The sequence below is a fragment of the Janthinobacterium sp. HH106 genome, assembly GCF_001758725.1.
Classification (GTDB): domain Bacteria; phylum Pseudomonadota; class Gammaproteobacteria; order Burkholderiales; family Burkholderiaceae_D; genus Janthinobacterium.
Window position 1 is genome coordinate 32,865 of sequence record NZ_LRIC01000030.1, and the last position, 17,453, is coordinate 50,317.

The 17,453-nt window shown below is 64.1% G+C and carries 20 protein-coding genes; 13 read left to right on the top strand and 7 right to left on the bottom strand.

Annotated features, from left to right (window positions below):
- Positions 1-84: 84 nt before the first annotated feature.
- From JAB8_RS13130 to JAB8_RS13160, 7 genes are all read left to right on the top strand, one after another.
- On the top strand, positions 85-354 hold the full coding sequence (locus tag JAB8_RS13130) for an HPr family phosphocarrier protein (RefSeq protein WP_010393142.1): 270 nt from the start codon (positions 85-87) through the stop codon (positions 352-354).
- 44 nt (positions 355-398) lie between these two features.
- Positions 399-2,141 carry a phosphoenolpyruvate--protein phosphotransferase gene (ptsP, locus tag JAB8_RS13135; protein WP_070222880.1) on the top strand — a complete coding sequence of 581 codons (1,743 nt, stop codon included), beginning with the start codon at positions 399-401 and terminating at the stop codon, positions 2,139-2,141.
- 133 nt (positions 2,142-2,274) lie between these two features.
- Positions 2,275-3,474: a homoserine O-acetyltransferase gene (locus JAB8_RS13140; protein WP_071650235.1), complete on the top strand. Its 1,200-nt coding sequence runs from the start codon at positions 2,275-2,277 to the stop codon at positions 3,472-3,474.
- On the top strand, positions 3,471-4,082 hold the full coding sequence (gene metW, locus JAB8_RS13145; RefSeq protein ID WP_070222822.1) for a methionine biosynthesis protein MetW: 612 nt from the start codon (positions 3,471-3,473) through the stop codon (positions 4,080-4,082). The genes JAB8_RS13140 and metW overlap by 4 nt, the downstream gene beginning before the upstream one ends.
- Positions 4,082-5,341, top strand: a complete 1,260-nt coding sequence (locus tag JAB8_RS13150) for an AmpG family muropeptide MFS transporter (protein ID WP_070289934.1) — start codon at positions 4,082-4,084, stop codon at positions 5,339-5,341. Before metW ends, JAB8_RS13150 begins: the two co-directional genes overlap by 1 nt.
- Positions 5,322-6,224, top strand: a complete 903-nt coding sequence (locus tag JAB8_RS13155) for a M48 family metallopeptidase (protein WP_070289936.1) — start codon at positions 5,322-5,324, stop codon at positions 6,222-6,224. The genes JAB8_RS13150 and JAB8_RS13155 overlap by 20 nt, the downstream gene beginning before the upstream one ends.
- Before the next feature lies 1 nt (position 6,225).
- Positions 6,226-7,137 carry a pseudouridine synthase gene (locus JAB8_RS13160; protein WP_070289938.1) on the top strand — a complete coding sequence of 304 codons (912 nt, stop codon included), beginning with the start codon at positions 6,226-6,228 and terminating at the stop codon, positions 7,135-7,137.
- A gap of 134 nt (positions 7,138-7,271) precedes the next feature.
- Here JAB8_RS13160 and JAB8_RS13165 read toward each other — a convergent pair whose 3' ends face one another.
- On the bottom strand, positions 7,272-8,048 hold the full coding sequence (locus JAB8_RS13165; protein WP_070222814.1) for an exodeoxyribonuclease III: 777 nt from the start codon (positions 8,046-8,048) through the stop codon (positions 7,272-7,274).
- A gap of 109 nt (positions 8,049-8,157) precedes the next feature.
- Between JAB8_RS13165 and pyrE the strand changes: the two genes are divergently transcribed.
- The gene (gene pyrE / locus JAB8_RS13170; RefSeq protein WP_070222812.1) at positions 8,158-8,820 is read left to right on the top strand and encodes an orotate phosphoribosyltransferase; all 663 of its coding nucleotides are present in this window, start codon (positions 8,158-8,160) and stop codon (positions 8,818-8,820) included.
- On the opposite strand, the gene JAB8_RS13175 is transcribed toward pyrE, so the two are convergent.
- Together JAB8_RS13175 and JAB8_RS13180 are read right to left on the bottom strand one after the other, a co-directional pair.
- The gene (locus JAB8_RS13175; protein WP_070289940.1) at positions 8,817-9,071 is read right to left on the bottom strand and encodes a GNAT family N-acetyltransferase; all 255 of its coding nucleotides are present in this window, start codon (positions 9,069-9,071) and stop codon (positions 8,817-8,819) included. The two genes, pyrE and JAB8_RS13175, sit on opposite strands and share 4 nt — an antisense overlap.
- Positions 9,059-9,802: a sulfite exporter TauE/SafE family protein gene (locus tag JAB8_RS13180; protein WP_070289942.1), complete on the bottom strand. Its 744-nt coding sequence runs from the start codon at positions 9,800-9,802 to the stop codon at positions 9,059-9,061. Before JAB8_RS13180 ends, JAB8_RS13175 begins: the two co-directional genes overlap by 13 nt.
- Positions 9,803-9,927: 125 nt before the next feature.
- Between JAB8_RS13180 and JAB8_RS13185 the strand changes: the two genes are divergently transcribed.
- The 5 genes from JAB8_RS13185 to JAB8_RS13205 all read left to right on the top strand — a co-directional run bounded on the left by JAB8_RS13185 (position 9,928) and on the right by JAB8_RS13205 (position 12,852).
- Positions 9,928-10,821: a LysR substrate-binding domain-containing protein gene (locus JAB8_RS13185; protein WP_070222806.1), complete on the top strand. Its 894-nt coding sequence runs from the start codon at positions 9,928-9,930 to the stop codon at positions 10,819-10,821.
- 21 nt (positions 10,822-10,842) lie between these two features.
- Positions 10,843-11,709, top strand: coding sequence for an alpha/beta fold hydrolase (locus JAB8_RS13190; protein WP_070289944.1), 867 nt, complete (start codon positions 10,843-10,845; stop codon positions 11,707-11,709).
- Positions 11,710-11,804: 95 nt separating this feature from the next.
- Complete coding sequence (locus JAB8_RS13195) at positions 11,805-11,996, top strand: YqaE/Pmp3 family membrane protein (protein WP_070222801.1); 192 nt, start codon at positions 11,805-11,807, stop codon at positions 11,994-11,996.
- A gap of 62 nt (positions 11,997-12,058) precedes the next feature.
- Positions 12,059-12,523, top strand: a complete 465-nt coding sequence (locus JAB8_RS13200; protein ID WP_070289945.1) for a carboxypeptidase regulatory-like domain-containing protein — start codon at positions 12,059-12,061, stop codon at positions 12,521-12,523.
- Positions 12,523-12,852, top strand: coding sequence for a hypothetical protein (locus JAB8_RS13205; RefSeq protein ID WP_070289947.1), 330 nt, complete (start codon positions 12,523-12,525; stop codon positions 12,850-12,852). The genes JAB8_RS13200 and JAB8_RS13205 overlap by 1 nt, the downstream gene beginning before the upstream one ends.
- Here JAB8_RS13205 and JAB8_RS13210 read toward each other — a convergent pair.
- From JAB8_RS13210 to gatB, 4 genes are all read right to left on the bottom strand, one after another.
- On the bottom strand, positions 12,845-13,882 hold the full coding sequence (locus JAB8_RS13210) for an oxidoreductase (RefSeq protein ID WP_070289949.1): 1,038 nt from the start codon (positions 13,880-13,882) through the stop codon (positions 12,845-12,847). The two genes, JAB8_RS13205 and JAB8_RS13210, sit on opposite strands and share 8 nt — an antisense overlap.
- A gap of 247 nt (positions 13,883-14,129) precedes the next feature.
- Positions 14,130-15,377: a M56 family metallopeptidase gene (locus JAB8_RS13215; RefSeq protein WP_070289951.1), complete on the bottom strand. Its 1,248-nt coding sequence runs from the start codon at positions 15,375-15,377 to the stop codon at positions 14,130-14,132.
- Complete coding sequence (locus JAB8_RS13220; protein WP_070289952.1) at positions 15,374-15,757, bottom strand: BlaI/MecI/CopY family transcriptional regulator; 384 nt, start codon at positions 15,755-15,757, stop codon at positions 15,374-15,376. The genes JAB8_RS13215 and JAB8_RS13220 overlap by 4 nt, the downstream gene beginning before the upstream one ends.
- A gap of 191 nt (positions 15,758-15,948) precedes the next feature.
- A complete protein-coding gene (gene gatB, locus JAB8_RS13225) occupies positions 15,949-17,424 on the bottom strand; it encodes an Asp-tRNA(Asn)/Glu-tRNA(Gln) amidotransferase subunit GatB (RefSeq protein WP_275528101.1) in 1,476 nt (491 codons plus the stop codon).
- Positions 17,425-17,453: the final 29 nt, after the last annotated feature.

The following is a 17,453-nucleotide window of genomic DNA, read 5'->3' on the forward strand; positions in this document are numbered from 1 at the left end:
ATGGCCGCCGCCCTGAAGGCGGCGGGTTTTATAGGCCAAGATTGTCATCAGCGTAGTGCATTCAGGGATAGAGACCATACAAAAATGATTCAAAAAGAACTCGAAATCATCAACAAGCTGGGACTGCACGCACGCGCCTCCGCCAAATTTACCCAGCTCGCCGCCAAGTTCAAGAGCGACGTCTGGCTGACCCGCAACGCGCGCCGCATCAACGCCAAGTCCATCATGGGCGTGATGATGCTGGCCGCCGGCAAGGGCGCGAAAGTGACCCTGGAAGCCGAGGGCGATGATGAGCAGGCATGTGTCGATGCGCTCACCGCCCTGATTAATGACAGGTTTGGCGAAGGCGAGTAATGCCCGCCGAACGCAGCCGCAGCCGCATTCCGACAGGTCAACCCATGGCATCTTTCACGCTCCACGGCATCCCGGTTTCCCGCGGCATCGCCATCGGCCGCGCACATCTGCTGGCGCCGGCCGCCCTTGACGTCAAACATTACCTGGTCGCCCAGGAACAGATCGAAGCCGAAGTCCAGCGCCTGCAAAGCGCCATCGCCACCGTCCACAAGGAACTGCAGACCCTGTGGAACGAGCTGCCCAAGGATGCGCCCACGGAGCTGGGCGCGTTCATCGACGTGCATGCGCTGATCCTCTCCGACCCGATGATTTCCGAAGCGCCGCTCGACATCATCCGCAAGCGCCATTACAACGCCGAATGGGCGCTGTTGACGCAGATCGATGAGTTGTCGGCGCAGTTCGATGAAATCGAAGACCCGTACCTGCGCGAACGCAAGGCCGACATCCAGCAGGTGGCCGAGCGCGTATTGAAAGTCTTGCTGGGCACGGAGCAGCTGCTGCCCAAGGCCGCGGCCGAAGACGAATTGATGGCGCAGATGATCGTCGTCGCGCACGACATTTCTCCGGCCGACATGCTGCAGTTCCGCGACCGCTCCTTCATCGGTTTCATCACCGACGTGGGCGGGCAGAACTCGCACACGGCCATCGTCGCGCGCAGCCTCGACATCCCGGCCGCCGTCGGCATGTCGCAGGCGTCGATGCTGATCGACCAGGATGACTGGCTGATCATCGACGGCGACGCCGGCGTCGTCATCGCCAACCCCAGCGCGCTGGTGCTGGAACAGTACCGCGAGCGCCAGGTGGCCATGCAGCGCGCGCGCAAGAAGCTGGGCAAGCTGAAAAAGACGCCGGCCGTCACCAAATGCGGCACGCCCGTCACCCTGCTGGCGAATATCGAGTTGCCCGAGGATTGCGCGTTTGCGCTGGAGTCGGGGGCCAGCGGCGTGGGCCTGTTCCGCTCCGAATTCCTGTTCATGGGCCGCGCCCACAAGATTCCCACCGAGGACGAGCAGTTCGAGGCTTACCGCAACACGGTGCAGTCGATGAAGGGAAAAGTCGTCACCATCCGCACGCTCGACATCGGCGCCGACAAGCCGCTCGACCAGTCCGACCATACGGCCTTGAATCCCGCCCTGGGCCTGCGCGCCATCCGCTACTGCCTGGCCGAGCCGCAATTGTTCCTGACGCAGCTGCGCGCCATCCTGCGCGCCTCCGCCTTCGGCAAGGTGCGCATCCTGATCCCGATGCTCGCGCATGCGTTCGAGATCGACCAGTCGCTGGCCATGATCGCGCAGGCGAAGGCCAGCCTGCGCGAGGAGGGCGTCAAGTTCGACGACGAGGTCGAAGTGGGCGCCATGATCGAGATTCCGGCCGCCGCGCTGGCCCTGCCCATGTTCGTCAAGCGCATGGATTTCCTGTCGATCGGCACGAACGATCTGATCCAGTACACCCTGGCCATCGACCGGGTCGACTACGAAGTGGCGCATTTGTACAATCCGCTGCACCCGGCCGTGCTGCAGCTGATCTCGATGACGATCGCGGCCGGCCACAAGGCGGGCATCGACGTGGCCGTGTGCGGCGAGATGGCGGGCGACGTGAAGCTCACGCGCTTGCTGCTGGGCATGGGCTTGCGCGAGTTTTCCATGCATCCGGCGCAGCTGTTAGCGGTCAAGCAAGAGATCCTCAACAGCGACCTGGGCCTGATTGCGCCACAAATGCGCAAAATTATGCGTTCGATGGAACCAAATGTGATCGCGGAAGCCGTCCAGCAACTGCAGCTCATGTAAACTGTCACCTTAAGCATCAGGACACATCGCGCGCGGCAAGAGGTGTCCTGATGTTAAAGTTGCAGCACCTATCATCGCGGTGCTGCATCGACCATGGCCCGTGGGGCCGCCCCCCTTTTATAAACCGACACACATGTCATCCATTGGAATCGTTTCGCCGCAAACCATGTATTTTGCGCAACCCCTGCAGCTGCAAAGCGGCGCATCGCTGCGGGACTATATGTTGATGTATGAAACCTACGGCACCCTGAACGCCGACAAATCGAACGCGGTGCTGGTCTGCCACGCCCTGAACGCCTCGCACCACGTGGCCGGCGTCTATGCGGACGAGCCGAAAAGCACGGGCTGGTGGGACAATATGGTCGGCCCCGGCAAGCCGCTCGACACGGACAAGTTCTTCGTCATCGGCGTCAACAACCTCGGCTCCTGCTTCGGCTCGACGGGCCCCATGCACACCAATCCCGCCACCGGCAAGCCGTATGGCGCCAGCTTCCCCGTCGTGACGGTGGAAGACTGGGTCAGCGCGCAGGCGCGCCTGGCCGATGAACTGGGCATCACCCAGTTCGCCGCCGTGATGGGCGGATCGCTGGGCGGCATGCAGGCGCTGGCGTGGAGCATCATGTTCCCCGAGCGGCTGCGCCACTGCGTGGTGATCGCCTCGACGGCCAAGCTGTCGGCGCAAAACATCGCCTTCAACGACGTGGCGCGCCAGGCCATCCTGTCCGACCCCGATTACCATGGCGGCGACTTCTATGCGCACGGCGTGGTGCCGAAGAACGGCTTGCGCGTGGCGCGCATGGTGGGCCACATCACGTATCTGTCGAATGACGACATGGCCGAGAAATTCGGCCGCAAGCTGCGCGACGCGGCGCAGACGGGCGACTACAAATTCGGCTTCGGCATCGACTTCGAGATCGAATCGTATCTGCGCTACCAGGGAGACAAGTTCTCCGAGTACTTCGACGCGAACACGTATTTATTGATCACCAAGGCGCTCGACTATTTCGATCCGGCGCGCGCGCATGGCGGCGACCTGGCCAAAGCCCTGTCGGGTACCAAGGCCAGGTTCTTCCTCGCCTCGTTTTCCACCGACTGGCGCTTCTCGCCAGAACGCAGCCGCGAGATCGTCGAAGCGCTGGTGTGCAACCGCCGCCAGGTCACGTATGCCGAAATCGACGCGCCGCACGGCCACGACGCCTTCCTGCTGGAAGACGCGCGCTATATGAACATGGTGCGCGCCTATTATGGCCAGGTTTGGAACGACATCGGGGCGGGCTTGCCCGCTCCTGCACCGCACACCGCCGTCCGCCAGGGCGCCAAGGAGACCGCATGACTTTTGACGAATTGAGCGCGCTGCGCCCCGACCTGGCCTTCATCGCCCATTGGGTGCCGAACAACGCGCATGTGCTGGACGTGGGCTGCGGCGAAGGCGTGATGCTGCAGTATCTGCAAAGCGACAAGGAGTGCAGCGGCTATGGCATCGAGATCGCCGACGACAAGGTGCTGGCCAGCACCCTGCGCGGCGTGAACGTGATCCAGCAGGACATGGAAAAGGGCCTGGCCATCTTTGGCGACAACAGTTTCGATACGGTGCTGTGCCTGTCGTCCTTGCAGATGATGAAGCAGGTCGAGCCGCTGCTGCGCGACATCGTGCGCGTGGGCGCCGAGGCTATCGTCTCGTTCCCCAACTTCGCCTACTGGCCGCACCGCGTGGCCTTGCTGAAAGGCCGCATGCCCGTGTCGAAGTCGCTGCCCTACCAGTGGTACGACACGCCCAACGTGCGCTGCGCCACCATCAACGACTTCCGCGAGCTGGCCGAGGAATGCGGCCTGGAAGTGATCGAATGCGTGGCCCTGGCCGAAGGCAAGATGGTTTCCGTGCTGCCGAACCTGCGTGGCGACCTGGCCGTCTTCCGCCTGCGTAAAAAAGCGGTGCATTGATGAGCACAAGCCCGGCGCCCGGCTGGCGTTCCTATGCCAATGGCCGCATGCTGGCCGTGCTGGTGCTGGGCTTCAGTTCCGGCCTGCCCCTGTTCATCCTGCTGTACCTGCTGCAGGCATGGCTGGCCAAGTCGGGCTTGAACGTCAAGGCGCTGGGGCTGTTCGCCCTGGTGCAGTTCCCGTACATCTGGAAATTCCTGTGGGCGCCCCTGATGGACCGCTACCGCATCCTGGGACTGGGACGCCGGCGCGGCTGGATGGCGCTCACGCAAGTGGCGCTGTTCTTTTCCATCGGCGCCATGGGCATGCTCGATCCGCTCACGCAGATCGGCCTGATCGCGGCCGCCGCCGGCGGCGTGGCCTTTCTGTCGGCCAGCCAGGACATCGTCATCGACGCCTACCGGCGTGAAATCCTTGCCGACAACGAGCAGGGCCTGGGCGCGGCCGTCATCGTCAACGCGTATAAAGTGGCGGGCATGGTGCCGGGCGCGCTGTCGCTGATCCTGGCCGACCGCATGCCATGGCAGCCCGTGTTCTGGATCACGGCCGCCTTCATGCTGCCGGGCCTCATGTGCACCTTGCTGATCAGGGAACCCACCGTGTACGGCTCGCCGCCAAAGACCATGCGCGAAGCGATCATCCTGCCGTTCCAGGAATTCATCGCACGCGATGGTTGGCGTAACGCAATGTGGATACTTGCCTTCGTATTACTCTACAAAATCGGCGACAGCATGGCCACGGCGCTGGCGACGAAGTTCTATCTGGACCTGGGTTTTTCCATGACGCAGATCGGCCTGGCCGCCAACACCACGGGTTTCTGGGCCAGCCTGGCCGGTGGCGTGGTCGGTGGCGTGTGGATGCTCAAGCTGGGCATCAACCGGGGCCTGTGGGTGTTTGGCGCGCTGCAGGCGATCGCGATTCTGGGTTTCGCCTGGCTGGCGCAGGTGGGGCCGAATACCATGCTGCTCAGCGCCGTGATCGGTTTTGAAGCCTTCGCCAGCCTGGGCCTGGGCGCGGCCGCCTTTGTCGCGTTCCTGTCGCGCACCACGGACCCGCGCTATACGGCCACGCAATATGCCTTGTTTTCCAGCCTGAGCGCCGTGCCGCGCACCCTGATCAATGCCTCGGTGGGCTTTCTGGTCGCGGAATTGGGCTGGTTCTCGTTTTTCATCGTGTGCTTCTTCCTGGCCTTTCCGGCCATGATGATGCTGCCTAAAATTGCTCCATGGAGGTCTGCCAATGGCACCAATATCCCTTAAACGTTACGCCATCCTGGCCAGCCTGTGCGCGGCCACCGCGCTGGCGCCCCTGTCCGCCCATGCCCAGCAGGCGACGGTCCAGGACGGCATCAAGGTGCGTCCCCTGTCGACGTCGCGCATCTTTGCCGGCGGCGCCGATTTCAATGCACAATCGAAGCAGCAATATGCGCAGCTGGTCAACGAGGCGAAGGAAAAAAATGCGCTGGTGCCCGACAGCGATCCGCAAGTGAAACGCCTGCGCGCCATCGCCCAGCGCATCATCCCGTTTGCCACGCGCTGGAACGAGGCGGCGGCCGACTGGAACTGGCAGGTCAACCTGCTCAATTCCGACCAGGTCAATGCATTCTGCATGCCGGGCGGGCAGATCGCTTTTTACAGCGGCATCATCACCAAGCTGAATCTGACCGACGACGAAGTGGCCATCGTCATGGGCCATGAGATTTCGCACGCCTTGCGCGAACACTCGCAGGCGCAGGCGGGCAAGGGCAACCTGGCCGCCGTCGGCGCCAAGCTGGCCGGCGCCGGACTGTCGGCCTGGCTCGGTGTCGATCCGAGCATCACCAGTACCGCCACGAATATGGCGGCGCAGGGCGTGATGCTGAAGTTTTCGCGCGACGATGAACGCGAAGCGGACTTGATCGGCATGGACCTGGCCGCGCGCGCCGGTTTCGACCCGCGCGCCGGTGTCATCCTGTGGCAGAAAATGGCGGCCGTGAGCAAGGGCGCGCCGCCGGAATTCCTCTCGACGCACCCGTCGGGCAAGGACCGTATCTCGCAGATGAACAGCCACATGGCGCAAGTGCTGCCCCTGTACGCGCGCAGCAAGGGCGTCAGCGTGGACGCCTTGCCGCCATACCGCAGCAACGCCATCGCGCAGCGCTAGGATGACCAAGCGTCACGCCGCCGCACCTTTGCCCATGCGCGACGGCGTGGCGGCCAGCTACCTGTGGCTGCCGGAAGGGCAGTGGCCGGACATGCTGTCCTTTCTGGTCGAGCGCTATCCGCAGATCAGCGCCGCGCAATGGAGGGACCGCATGGCGCGCGGTGAAGTGGTCGATGGCGACGGCGCCGTGCTGGCGCCCGGCAGCGGATACAAGCGCGGCATGCGCATTTTTTACTACCGCGAGCTGGAGCGGGAAACGCCGATTCCCTTCCAGGAAGATATCCTGTTTCAGGACGAGCATCTGATCGTGGTCGACAAGCCGCATTTCCTGCCCATGACGCCGGGCGGGCGCTTCGTGCAGGAGACCTTGCTGACGCGCCTGAAGAAACGGCTCGATAGCGCCGACCTCACGCCGATCCACCGCCTCGACCGCGAGACGGCCGGCGTGGTGATTTTTTCGCGCCAGATCGCCAGCCGTGGCGCCTATCAGTCGCTGTTCCAGCGCCGCGAGGTGCGCAAGACGTACGAGGCGCTGGCGCCCGTGCTGGCGGGACGCGATTTTCCATTTACCTACCACAGCCGCATGGTCGAGGGCGCGCAGTTTTTCCTCATGCGCGAGGAAGCGGGCGAGCCGAACTCGGAAACCGTCATCGACGTGATCGAAGAGCGCGGCGGCGTGAATCTGTACCGGCTGCAGCCGCATACGGGGCGCAAGCACCAGCTGCGCGTGCACCTGGCCTCGCTGGGCATCCCCATCGTCAACGATGCGTTTTACCCGGTGGCCCTGCCGTGCAAGGAAGACGACATGTCGCAGCCCTTGCAGCTGCTGGCGCGGGCCATCGATTTCACGGACCCTTTGAGCGGCGAGCCGCGCCATTTCGAAAGCCGGCGCGTGCTGGCGTGGCATGCTTAATCCGCCACCATCACTGACGTGCCAACAATGCTGTCGGATTACGGTCCTGCGGACCTAATCCGACCTACGGCAGATTCAGCGTAGGTCGGGTTAGCGCGCAGCGCGTAAGCCGACACTACCACGGACGTATCAGATCAGCCCTTGACCGTGTAATCGATGATCAACGGTGCGTGATCGGAAAACCGCTCGTCCTTGTAGACGCTGACCGTATGCGCCTGGGCTGCGATGCCGGGCGTGGCGACGTGGTAATCGATGCGCCAGCCCACGTTCTTCGCGTAGGCTTGTCCGCGGTTGCTCCACCACGTGTACTGGTCTTCGCGCTTGTCCAGGCCGCGGTGCACGTCGACAAAGCCCACTTCGTCGAAGACGCGCGTCAGCCACGCACGCTCTTCCGGCAGGAAGCCGGAATTCTTTTTGTTGCCCTTCCAGTTCTTCAGGTCGATTTCATGGTGGGCGATGTTCCAGTCGCCGCAGATGACCACTTCGCGGCCCAGCGCCTTCAATTCCAGCAGGTGCGGCAGGAACAGTTCCATGAAGCGAAACTTGGCTTCCTGGCGTTCCGGCCCGGACGAGCCGGACGGGCAGTACACGGAAATGACGGACAGGTTGCCAAAATCGCAGCGCACGTAGCGGCCTTCGGCATCGAATTCAGGGCTGCCGAAACCGATATGCACGGCGTCCGGTTCCACCTTGCTGTATACGCCCGTGCCGGAGTAGCCCTTTTTCTCGGCATAGTGGAAATGGCCATGGTAGCCGTGCGGGTTGAGGAATTCCGGCGTCATGTCGGGCAGCTGCGCCTTCAATTCCTGCACGCAGATGAAATCGGCCGTCTGCGTGCCCATCCAGTTGAAAAAGCCTTTTTTGGCGGCGGAACGGATGCCGTTCAGGTTGGCGGAGATAATTTTTGGCATAGAGTGAGAATGAAAAGGGCGCTGGACGGGGCCGGCGGGCGCGGCATGGCGATTGTCTCGCCGCTGCGCGCGGATTAAAATACAGGCACTTTTAAAAAATGAGGCTAATGTGAATAATTTACGCCAGCAGTTTATCGCGTTTTCAGTATCCAAGGGAGTCTTGCGGTTTGGCGAGTTCACCACCAAGGCCGGGCGATCATCGCCGTACTTCTTCAATGCGGGCCTGTTCCATGACGGCGCCACCCTGGCCGAACTGGCGCAGTTCTACGCGCAGACCCTGCTCGACTCGGGCGTGGAATTCGACATGCTGTTCGGCCCCGCCTACAAGGGCATCACCCTGGCGTCGGCCACCGCCGTGGCGCTGGCCGGCAAGGGCCGCAACACCTCGTTCGCCTTCAACCGCAAGGAAGCCAAGGACCATGGCGAAGGCGGCACCATCGTCGGCGCCAAGCTGCATGGTAAAGTCGTCATCATTGACGATGTGATCTCGGCCGGCACTTCGGTGCGCGAATCGGTGGACATGATCCGCGCCGCCGGTGCCGAACCATGCGCCGTGCTGATCGCCCTGGACCGCATGGAGCGTTCGGGCCCGGACGGCCAGCTGTCGCCAAGTTCGGCGGTGCAGGAAGTGTCGAAACAGTACGGCATTCCCGTCATCTCGATCGGCAACCTGGACGACTTGTTCGGCTACCTGAACGGCGCGGGCGCCGATCCGGAACTGCTCCAATACAAGGATGCCGTTTCCGCGTACCGCACGCGCTACGGTATTTAAGTCGTCTTTTCCAGCAGCGCCCGCAGCCGCGGGTCGCTGCAGGCGGCGCCAGCTTGCGGATGGCATTGCAGCAGCCGCTGCAGCAGCGCGCCGCCGATGCCGCGCCGGCGGAACGGCGGTTTCACGAACAGCATGTTCACCGTCACTTCATCGGCCTCTCTGCTGATATCGAGCATGGCCACCTGCTGGCCGTCGATCCACGCGCACAGCGCGCTGTCCCCTTGCCAGTCTATCCGCATCACGCCAGCCATGGTTTGACCGCCGCATGCAGGCCCAGGGCGAACAGGCCGATAAAAAAGCAGCGCTTGAATACCTGCTGCGCGATGCGCCCGCGCAGCCATTGGCCGGCCAGCATGCCGGCCAGCGCCGGCAGCAGCGCATACGCGGATGCGCCGGCCGCGCCGAGGCTGAAGTCGCCGTGCAGGGCCAGGCTGGCCGCCAGCGCCACGGTCGAAGCCGTAAACGCCAGGCCCAGCGCCTGCACCAGCGCGTCGCGCGCCAGCCCCAGTCCCTGCAGATACGGCACGGCGGGGATCACGAATACGCCCGTGGCGGCCGTCACCAGTCCCGTCGCCGCGCCCGCCAATGGCCCCAGCCACGCTTCGTGCCGCGCCGGCACGCGCAGCTGCAGCGAGAACAGGCCCGCCAGCGCATACAGCATCAGCGCCACGCCCAGCGCGACGACGGCCCAGGCGCCGCTGTCGGCCGGCAGCAGGGCGCCGCCCGCCACGGTAGCGGCCATGACGGCGGCCAGCATGGGCCACAGGCGCCGCAGCAGGGCGCGCAGGCCGGGGCCGGCCGCCAGCTGCCAGACATTCGTCACCATCGACGGCACGATCAAGAGGGCCGCCGCCTGCACGGGCGGCATGACGAGGCTGAGCGTGCCCATGGCCACCGTCGGCAAGCCCAATCCGACTACGCCCTTGACGAAGCCAGCGACGAGGAAGCTGGCGCCGACGGCCAGCAGAAATGACGTCTCCATTTTTTCTGTTCCACAGTGAATTGCGTGGATTCTGCGCGTGCTGGGCGGTTTCGCCAAGGTGGATTATTTTGAGTCAGCCTCAGTAAAATACGAAGGCTGGTAAGATGGTGAAAAGGGGAGCCCTCATGCGCTTTGATCTGGTCGATTTGCAGCTGTTCGTCAACGTCGTGGAAGCGGGCAGCCTGACGGCGGGCGCCGCGCGCAGCCATCTCGCATTGGCCTCCAGCAGTGCGCGCGTGCGCGGCATGGAAGAGATGCTGGGCATGCCCTTGCTGCTGCGCGGACGGCGCGGCGTGGAGCCGACGCCCGTGGGCCAGACCTTGCTGCATCACGCGCGCCTCGTCTTGCTGCAAATGGAGAAAATGCGTGGCGAGCTTGGCGAGTTTGCGCGCGGCTTGAAAGGGCAGTTGCGCCTGCTGTGCAATACGGCCGCGCTCAGCGAATTTTTGCCCGAGGCGCTAGGCGCTTTTCTCGACCGCCATCCGAACCTGACCATCGACCTGGAAGAGCGCCTCAGTTACGATATCGTCAAGGCCGTCTCGGAAGGGCTGGCCGACATGGGCATCGTGTCCGACTCGGTCGACATGCGCGGCTTGCAGACGTTTCTGTTCCGCCCCGACCGGCTGGTGGTGATCGCCGCGGCCGACGGCGTGCATCACCGCGCCCTGGGCCAGGATGGCGTCGTCGCGTTCTCCACGCTGCTGGATCACGATTTCATCGGCCTGGCCGACGACAGCGCGATGCAGCAGTATCTGGGCATGCATGCGGCACGCCTGGGCCGCCCCTTGAAGGTGCGCGTGCGCCTGCGCAGCTTCGATGCCGTGTGCCGCATGGTGGCCAGCGGCGTGGGCATCAGCGTGGTGCCGCTGGCGGCGGCCAGCCGCTGCCAGCAGACGATGGCGCTGCGCTGCCTGGAATTATCCGATCCCTGGTCGGTACGCAATCTGACGATCTGCGTGCGCCAGTTCAGTGAATTACCCCTGTATGCGCGCCAGTTGATCGATCATCTGAAGGCGTGACAGGGCATGACAGGAGCAGCGATGCGTTTTTCAGAAGACAAGATGGCCAGCCTGCTGTGCAGCGACCGGGTCGAGCGGCCCATCCACATCTGGCAGCCGGAGCATCCCCGCGCCGTGATCCTGGCCATCCACGGCGGCATGGCGCATGCGGGCGACTACGTCACGCCGGCGCTATACTTCCGCCAGCACGGCATCGCCACCGTCAGCTTCGACATGGTGGGCCACGATGGCAAGCGCAAGGTGGACATCCCCTCGTTCGACGCCTTCCTTGACGACGAAGAGCTGTTCCTCGCCTGGGTCAAGCAGGCGTATCCGGGCGTGCCGATCTTCGTCATGGGCCACTCCATGGGCGGCCTGATCGCCACCCACCTGGGGCTGCGCCGCTTTGCGGGCGATCCGGCCATCAAGGGATTTGTGATTTCATCGCCGTATTACGTGAATGCGATTCCCGTGCCGAAGGTGCTGCAGATGCTGTCGGGCTGGCTGGCGCGGCGCTTCCCCACGATGAAGGTGCCGCTGGGTAACCTGACCATGCTGCTCACGCACGATCAAACCATCACCGCGCGTCATTTCCAGGACGAGCGCGACGGCATCCGCGCCAGTGCGGCGTCGGTGCGGTTTGCCCATGCGCTGACGTCGGCGCAAAAGGAACTGGCGGGCGGCCTGTCGGACTGGCGCTTCCCCCTGTTCGCCGCAGTGGCGGGCGACGACAAGCTGGCCGACAGCCGCGCCACGGAAAGCCTGCTGCGCAGCGTGCCCGATGGCTTGCTCGACTATCATTTTTATCCGGCCAACTATCACGAGAATTTCAATGAGGTGAACCGCGAGGCGATCTTTGCCGCCATCCTGGCCTGGATGGAAAAACTGCTGGCACCCGTGCAGGCGTGAGGGCCGGGTATCGTTATAATCGGCTTGACTGCATTTACCGCCGGCGCATGCCGGCCCGGTCCCCGCGGCACAGGGGAATACTCAAGGAACGAACGATGCGCTTGCTGATTGCCCTGTTACTCCCATGGCTGACCTTTTTCACGATCGGCCGCCCGATCGCCGGCATCATTTGCCTGATCCTGCAAATCACCTTGATCGGCTGGCTGCCGGCCACGATCTGGGCCGTGTATGCGCTGAGCCAGTACAAGACGGACCAGAAGATCGCCGACGCCATGCGCCGGCGCTAACCTTCTAAGACTGGCCTAAGCTGCGCTTCCTATCTTGATTCAACCGACATGAGGAGAGTGAGATGGCATTAAACAGACGCGGTACCCTGGGCCTGGCGGCGGCGATGCTGGCCGCCGGGCTGTTGCTGGGAAGTGCGGCGCAGGCGCAAACCGACGGCGCACTGCCGCCCGTGCAGAAGAACGGGGCGGTGGAGTACCTGAGTGGCGGCATCGGCCTCGATGAGTCGACGGCCATCAAGAGCGCCAGCCGGCATTGGCCTTTGAGCCTGGTGTTTTCCGTGCAGGCAGCGGGCAAGGCGGAATTTGCTTCCGACGTGAAGCTGGAAATACGCGATGCCAAGGGCGCTCCGGTGCTCGATACGACGGCCAGCGGACCGTTCCTGCTGGCGAAACTGGCGCCGGGCAGCTACAGCCTGCGCGCCACCCTGGCCGGCAAGTCGCTGGAACGCAAGGTGCAGATCAAGGCGGGCAGTTCCGCGCGCGTGGAGCTGGTCTGGCCAGCGGGAACGAACCAGGGCCGGCCTTGATGCCTGGCGACGGCAAGGCGTCCGAACGGGACTTGTCGGCGCGGGGCTTGTCGGCGCATATCCTGCCCACGTCGGCGACGATGGTCGGCGTGTGCATGACGGTGCTGTCGATCGGGCATTTGGCGCCGCGCGGCGAAGTGCGCGTGGCCATCGACAAGCTGCTCGCCGTCGATGCCATCGTCTTTCTCGTCAGCGCCGTGCTCTCGTTCATGTCGCTGCGCCCCGGCCAGTCGCGCTTGAGCTACGAATCGTGGGGCGAACTGCTGTTCATCTGCGGCCTGGCCCTGCTGGCGCTGGGCGCCGTGGTGCTTGCCTTCGTCATCAACTGACCGCGAGCACGCGCCCTTCGGCGGCGCTTTGCAGCGCCAGTTCGATCAGGCGTATCGTCGCTGCCGCATCCTCGGCCGCCACGGGCGCCGGTGCGCCGTGGCGGATGGCGTCGGCCATGCTCTGGTAAAAGTCCTGGTAGCGGCCCGCCTGCATTTCGAGGTGTTCGCAATGGCCGTCCGGCTGCGTGCCCAGGTGCAGCGCGCCGCGCACGGGGTCGACGCCCCAGCCGGGCTGGCACGGCCTGCCGCCCGCCTTCAGGGCATCTTCCTGCGGGTCGAGGCCGAATTTCACGAAACTGCCCTTGTCGCCATGCACGGCGAAGCGCGCCGTCGGCGCCTTCACCAGGCAGCCCGCTTGCAGCACCACGCGCAGCCGGTCGTAGTACAAAACGATGTGCATGTAGTCGACGGCTTGCGCGCCATCGCGCTGCAGGACGATATCGGCATACAGCTTTTCCGGCTTGCCGAACAGCTGCATGGCCTGGTCCAGCATGTGCGGGCCCAGGTCGTACAGCAAGCCGCCGCCCGGTGCGCCGGACTCGCGCCAGCGCTGGCGGATCTCGGGGCGGAAACGGTCGAAGTGCGATTCGACGCTGGCGATGCGCCCCAGCGTGCCCTGCGCCAGCAGCGCTTTCAAGGTCAGGAAGTCGCCATCCCAGCGCCGGTTGTGATACACGCTGAGCACCAGCTGGCGCTCTTTCGCCAGCGCGATCAGGCTCTGCGCCTCGGTGCTGGAAATGGTGAAGGGCTTGTCGACCACCACGTGTTTGCCCGCTTGCAGGGCCGCCTGCGCCAGGCTGAAGTGCGCCTCGTTGGGGGCGGCGATGACGACCAGCTCGATGGACGGATCGGCAAACAGCTGCGCGGGTTCCGCATACACGGTCGCGTGCGGCCAATCCTTGTGCACGAGCTCGGGCTTGCTGGAGGCGACGGCCGCCAGTTCCAGGGCATCGATGGCGGACAGGACGGGAGCGTGGAAGGTGGAGCCGGCAAAGCCGTAGCCGACCAGGCCGGTTTTGATCTTGTTCATGGCGGGTTCACAGGTGCGTGGAAGAATCCATGATCATACCCGCAAGCGGGCGGCGGCACCGCTGCAGCAATGCTGCCACGATGCCGCCGCGCATGCTTTAGAGCCTATCCCAGTAGGGAGCGTCTTTTGCAAGCAGCACATCAGGAGCGCGGACAAGGCGCGAGGAGGACGCGTGGCGAGCCACGCGACGACTCCCCGCTTCTGAGGGGCGCTTGCAAGAGATGTATTCATCTACTGGGATAGGATCTTAGTTCAGGCTCCAGACGTATTGCACCTTGACGCTGGCGCTGACCGGCTTGCCGCCAGCGAGGGCCGGCTTGAACGTGCACTTGGCAATGCCAGTGCGCGCCGCCTCGTCGAGGGCAGGATGGCCGCTGCTCTTGACCACGCTTGACCCTTGGACCTTGCCGGTGGCGTCGACATCAAAGGACAGGTTGACCGTGCCCGTTTCCTTCGCCTGCAGCGATGCGGGCGGGTAGACCGGTTTGCCGCACACGCCAAAGTCGATGACGGGGCGGCGCTCCAGCACGGGTGCGCTGTCGGCGGCGACGGCCTGGCCGTAGATGCCGAGGCAGGCGCCGGCCAATGCCAGCAGCGGCACGGCCGCCTTCCAGTTCAGGGCTTGTGGTGCGGGGCGCAGCAATCGTTTGATACGTGACATAAGATCTCCTCCGTTGGCCGCCTGGGCCAGGTGGTGGGTTGAGAACTGGAGACGTTCCAGTTCCGAGAGTGCAAGAGCCAGACGCCGCGGTTCGCCCAGTTGTCTTGCTGCGAAATCATCTGCAATATGTTCGCGTTCGAGGCGCACGCTGCGTGAAATCCACCAGACGGCGGGGTGGAAGAACAGCAGCGCCTCGATGGCGTTTTGCAGCAGGTTGATCAGATAATCGTGGCGCCGGATGTGCGCCAGTTCATGCGCCAGCAGCGCATCGAGCAGGTGCGGCGGCATGCCGGTGAGCAGCGCCGCGGGCACCAGCACCATGGGGCGCCAGATGCCGGCCGTGAGCGGACTGGCGATGTTGTCGAGCACGCGCAGCCGCACCGGCCGCGCCACGCCGGCATCGTGCGCCATGCGCGACAGCCTTGTCTGCAGTTGTCCATGCGTGGTGCCCGTGTTCCTGGCGCTGCGCTCTATCCACAGCATGCCCAGCGCCATGCGCACGGCCAGCACGGCGGCGCACAGGGCCCACACGCCGACGACGGCGCGCAGCAGCAGGTCCAGGTCGGGCAGGCTGTCGGGCGCCAGCAGCGCGGCGGGCAGCAAGGCGCTGGAGTACAGCGCGCCCGTGGCATCGGCCCCGGCCAGGCGCAGATACAAGCCCGCCGCCGGCCACGCCAGGCAGGCCAGCAGGGCGCCGCAACCGACGGCGTAGCGCGCCTCGGGACGCGCATTGCGCAGGGCCGCCCACGCCAGCGCCGTGGCGCAGCCGATCAGCAGCCCTTGCCACAGGAAGTGCAGCAGGGTCCAGCCCAGCGCCGGCACGAAGCCGCTCATGACTGATCGTCCTTGAGCATTTTTTCGATTTCCTCGCGTTCGGCGCGCGACACGCCCGTGCGCAGCGCCGCCAGCACCAGCGCCTTGGCCGAACCGGCAAAGGCCTTCTGCATCAATTCCTTCAGCAGATTCGTCTGCAGGCTGTCCTGCGCCTGGGCCGGCGCATACACGTGCGAGCGCTGGCTTTCGTCGCGGATCAGCAAGCCCTTGCCATGCATGATCTGCATCAGGCGCAGCACGGTGCCATAGGTGATGGCCGGCTTGGCCAGCGCCATCGCCTCGTGCACCTGCTTGGCCGTGGCCGCACCCAGCGGCCACAGCGCCTGCAGCAGATCGAGCTCGGCTGCCGTCGGTTTCGGGGTGTCGTGCGTCTTGGCCATGCGGTTTTCCTCTTGCCTGAAATTCAATATGGCTAGATTAAACCTTGTAGACAAAAATGTATACTTTAATTTTCAGTGGCGTATAAACGCCTGTCAGACGTGACATAAAACGTAGACAAGCTTGTTTATAAGGAGATCCGACAGGCAAAAAAAAAGACGCCGCAGCGTCTTTTTTTGGGGGCGAGTGAAAATTATCCCGCCAGCTTGGCCTTCAGCAGTTCCGTCAGCTGGGCCGGGTTGGCCTTGCCCTTGGACGCTTTCATGGCCTGGCCGATCAGCGCGTTGATCGCCGCTTCCTTGCCGGCGCGGTACTGCTCCACCGATTTGGCATTGGCCGCCAGTACTTCATCGACGATGGCTTCCAGCGCGCCCGAGTCCGAGATCTGCTTCAAGCCCTTGGCGTCGATGATGGCGTCGACCAGGTGCTCGTCGTCCGATTTCGCTTCCCACATGCCGGCGAAGACTTCCTTTGCCGCCTTGTTCGAGATCGTGCCGTCGGCGATGCGCTTGAGCATGGCCGCCAGCTGGGCGGCGGAGACGGGCGCGTCGTCCAGGTCCACGCCTTCGCGGTTCAGGGTCGACGAGACGTCGCCCATCAGCCAGTTGGCGGCGGCCTTGGCGTTTTCCTTGCCGGCCTTCTCGACCACGGCGACGAAGTAGGTGGCCATGGCTTTCGATTGCGTCAGCACCAGCGCATCGTAGTCCGGCAGTGCGTATTCGCTGATGAAGCGGGCGCGCATGGCGGCCGGCAGTTCCGGCATCGAGGCCTTGACCGTGTCGATCCACGCTTGCGAGATGACCAGCGGCGGCAGGTCAGGGTCCGGGAAGTAGCGGTAATCCTGGGCGTCTTCCTTGCTGCGCATTTCGCGCGTTTCCTTGCGGTCCGGATCGTACAAACGCGTCGCCTGCACGACCTTGCCGCCGTCTTCGATCAGTTCGATCTGGCGGCGCACTTCGACGTGCACGGCTTCCTCGATGAAGCGGAAGGAGTTCAGGTTCTTGATCTCGCAGCGGGTGCCGAATTCCTTCTGGCCGACGGGACGCACGGAAACGTTGACGTCGCAGCGGAACGAACCTTCCTGCATGTTGCCGTCGCAAACGCCCAGCCACATGACCAGCGAGTGCAGGGCCTTGGCGTAGGCCACGGCTTCGGCGGCGCTGCGGATTTCCGGTTCCGAGACGATTTCCAGCAGCGGCGTGCCGGCGCGGTTCAAGTCGATGCCGCTCATGCCGGCATAGTCTTCATGCAAGGACTTCCCGGCGTCTTCTTCCAGGTGGGCGCGCGTCAGGTTCACCGTCTTGGTGACGAATTCGCCATCCTTTTCGTAGCCGAAGGTCAGTGCGCCGCCGATGACGACGGGGTCTTCGAACTGGCTGATCTGGTAGCCCTTGGGCGAATCGGGATAAAAATAGTTTTTGCGGGCAAAGACCGAGTGCGGCGCGACGGTGGCGCCCACGGCCAGGCCGAAGCGGATCGCGCGGTCGACGGCCTGCTTGTTCATCACCGGCAGCACGCCCGGCAGCGCCAGGTCGACGGGGCTGGCCTGCGTGTTGGCTTCGGCGCCGTACTTGATCGGCGAACCGCTGAAAATTTTGGATTCGGTCGTGAGCTGCACGTGGTTCTCAAGACCGATGACGACTTCCCATTGCATAGTGTTCTCGCTTATTTTTTGGTGGCGCCGCCTGGGCGGCGCGA